This is a genomic window from Syntrophomonas zehnderi OL-4 (genome assembly GCF_000983115.1).
In the GTDB taxonomy this organism is placed as follows: domain Bacteria; phylum Bacillota; class Syntrophomonadia; order Syntrophomonadales; family Syntrophomonadaceae; genus Syntrophomonas_B; species Syntrophomonas_B zehnderi.
This window is the reverse complement of the sequence record NZ_CGIH01000002.1, coordinates 91,550-94,324: the sequence shown is the minus strand read 5'-3', so window position 1 is coordinate 94,324 and position 2,775 is coordinate 91,550. Positions and strand designations below refer to the sequence as shown.

4 protein-coding genes are annotated in these 2,775 nt (G+C 41.3%); 1 reads left to right on the top strand and 3 read right to left on the bottom strand.

The features are described from left to right. Nucleotides 1-64: 64 nt before the first annotated feature. Entirely contained in the window at nucleotides 65-331 is a 267-nt protein-coding gene (locus tag AAV90_RS00470; protein ID WP_046494658.1) for a type II toxin-antitoxin system RelE/ParE family toxin, read from the top strand. A 253-nt stretch (nucleotides 332-584) separates the two neighbouring features. Here AAV90_RS00470 and AAV90_RS00465 read toward each other — a convergent pair whose 3' ends face one another. The 3 genes from AAV90_RS00465 to AAV90_RS14295 all read right to left on the bottom strand — a co-directional run bounded on the left by AAV90_RS00465 (nucleotide 585) and on the right by AAV90_RS14295 (nucleotide 2,574). Further along, nucleotides 585-1,202 (bottom strand): hypothetical protein, encoded by a 618-nt coding sequence (locus tag AAV90_RS00465; protein ID WP_046494656.1) that lies wholly within the window; start codon nucleotides 1,200-1,202, stop codon nucleotides 585-587. Nucleotides 1,203-1,353: 151 nt separating this feature from the next. Then, nucleotides 1,354-1,971: a hypothetical protein gene (locus tag AAV90_RS00460; protein ID WP_046494653.1), complete on the bottom strand. Its 618-nt coding sequence runs from the start codon at nucleotides 1,969-1,971 to the stop codon at nucleotides 1,354-1,356. 27 nt (nucleotides 1,972-1,998) lie between these two features. Further along, on the bottom strand, nucleotides 1,999-2,574 hold the full coding sequence (locus AAV90_RS14295) for an SH3 domain-containing protein (protein ID WP_076982579.1): 576 nt from the start codon (nucleotides 2,572-2,574) through the stop codon (nucleotides 1,999-2,001). Nucleotides 2,575-2,775 lie beyond the last annotated feature (201 nt).

Below are 2,775 nucleotides of genomic sequence, written 5' to 3'. Positions count from 1 at the left end.
GAATATTAAAGTAATATATTTTCAGGGGACAGCTATTTGGAAAGCATTCTTGATGAGGTAGAGCATGGAAAAGAAACATCAACATAAGGTAATTGTCTCCGACCGGGCTCGTCAGATGTTGGCGGGCCATGTTCATTTTTTGGCGCAGAAAAACCTGCCCGCTACCCGTAAGGTAAAAAATGATCTAATGGATGCTATCAACTCCCTTTATCAAATGCCGGAGCGTTTTCCGTTTTTAGAAGCAGATTTTATTCCTCCCAACAAATATCACAGGATGTTGGCGGGAAAAAGGTATCTGATTCTATATCAGATTAAGGATCAGACGGTGTAAGTTGACTATATTGTGGACTGTCGGCAGGATTATGAGTGGTTAGTACGATAATTTGTAACCGATTATAACTCCGTCCCGCTGTATACTTGTCACCCCCGGTTGGGTTTTGCTGCGGCCTTTTCATACTTTTTATTTCAATCATAGCATGGAATCACAATGTAAGATAGATCACAAGTTTCAGGGGTAGTCGTACCACTGAAACTTGTGCTGGGTATTTGTTTGTCCTTATCTATACTTCATTCGTTCAAAGCGATTATGGCCCGTACAGTTCCCGGTCTCTCTGGACTACGTAGTCTTCCTCGCCAAGTTCAGTCTTACGTTCATGTACCACCGTTTTAACCTGGGAGATATCCAATTTTTTCACGATATCGCCGTTTTTATACAATACGGCGATAATCTTATCTCCTCGTTCAATACTGTAGACGAATCCACATCGGAAAAGACCGGCAGGCAGAAGCTCATCAGCCGTAGCTTTTCCCATATCAATGAGTTTCTGTGTGTCTTGATTTAAGTATTGGAGTATTTGAAGATCATACGGGTTAAACAAATTTATTTTTTCATTGATTGCAATTTCGGGTGTTGGATATTGTTTACCACTAGAAGATATTAAATACAATTCACCAGCAGGTTTGCAGGCTACATCCATACCCTTGTTATTATACAGTCCAACAAAGATTTCAACATTATCAAGCGCGTCATTATAAGCCGGTGCCAAGGCGTATTCGACTTTATTGATCTGTAAAGTCATATCCCCCAAATCCAATTTGGGCGGATCTTGCGCTTGGGTGCTAACTCCATAATAGGCTATCCCGGTGACTAAAACTGCTATAACCAATATGAAAATAGGTATTTTGGGAATTCGTTTATTCAATCCATATACCCTCCCGTTAATATGAGCAAACATCTGTCTTCATTTCACTGATATATTTGAAATAATTTCACTAGTATCAGGGGTACAATGACCCCTGATACTGCTTGACGAGTATTTGTCTCCTTATTAATATACTGTCAGCTCAAAAGCATTATGGCCCGTACAGTTCCCGGTCTCTCTGGACTACGAAGTCTTCCTCGCCAAGTTCAGTCTTACGTTCATGTACCACCGTTTCAACCTGGGAGATATCCAATTTTTTCACGGCATCGCCGTTTTTATACAATACGGTTATAATTCTATCCCCCCGGTCAATTGGGGTGCTAAATCCGCAACGGAAAAGACCCTCCGGAAGTAGCTGATCAGGTTTAGCTAACCCCATGTCAATGAGTTTTTTGGTGTCTTGATTCAGGAGTTGGAGCCGTTTGAGGTTAAACGAACTTATTTCCTCACCATATTCCCTATCGGGCGTTGGATATTGTTTTCCCTTAGAAGACAGAAAAATTAATTCACCGGTGGGTTTACAGGCAACATCCTTACCTTCGTTGTTGTAGAGTTCAATGAATACTTCCACATTATCTGGTAGGTCATTATAAGCCGGTGCCAAGGCGTATTCGACTTTATTGATCTGTAAAGTCATATCCCCCAAATCCAATTTGGGCGGATCTTGCGCTTGGGTGCTAACTCCGTAGTAGGCTATCCCAGTGACCAAAACTGCTATAACCAATATGAAAACAGGCATTCTGGGAATTCGTTTAGTAAATTTCATCATTGTAAATAATCCCTCCCTACGTATCAATTAATTAAGAGCAAACCAGTAATACGATGGGCCAGAAACCTTATACCTGCCGTAAACATATGAAGTAGTCGAACGATCATGCCATCCTCCACTGTCGTGATACCTATTAAACTCTGTATAATCTGCATTACTAAGGGAATAACAGGTAAGATTGAGCCAACTTCCGGAAGAACTCGCATAGACAACATATCCATCTGCTGAAATTCTGTCTCCGGAATCACCCAAGCTGGAATTATAAATGACTTTGGCGGAGCCGCTTTGATTACTGGCCACTTTGCTGGCATTGACATAATTAGTAGCAACCCAGCCTTGGTTCCACGCACTACTACTCGGATTCCACGCCTGTACCTTCAAGAATCCGTTTTGGCTTTGTCCAAGATAGACACAAGCTGTTCCTTCCGCCATTGTGAAGAGAACTGATGAAGACGTATTCGGTTGGCTGCGCAAATTAACACTAGTGGTCGTTACATATAAAGGTTCTGCCATTGCGGGTACCGACGGTGCAGCAATAATCAGGAAACTGAACACCATAAATATCGTTAAAGGAGCTACCCAATATTTTTTAATATTATACACTTCTTATCCACTTCCTTCCATGACTAATTAATTGCCCAAAGCGATAATCACAACAGGGGCATTTATTGACCAGAGAGCAAAAAGGGCTGAATTAGTCCGCATAGCACAAAAACCTGAATCCCTTCCACTCGTTTCTGTTTATTCACCTCACCCATTGTGATCACAATTGTAATTCGTACGATACATTTATAATAATCCCTA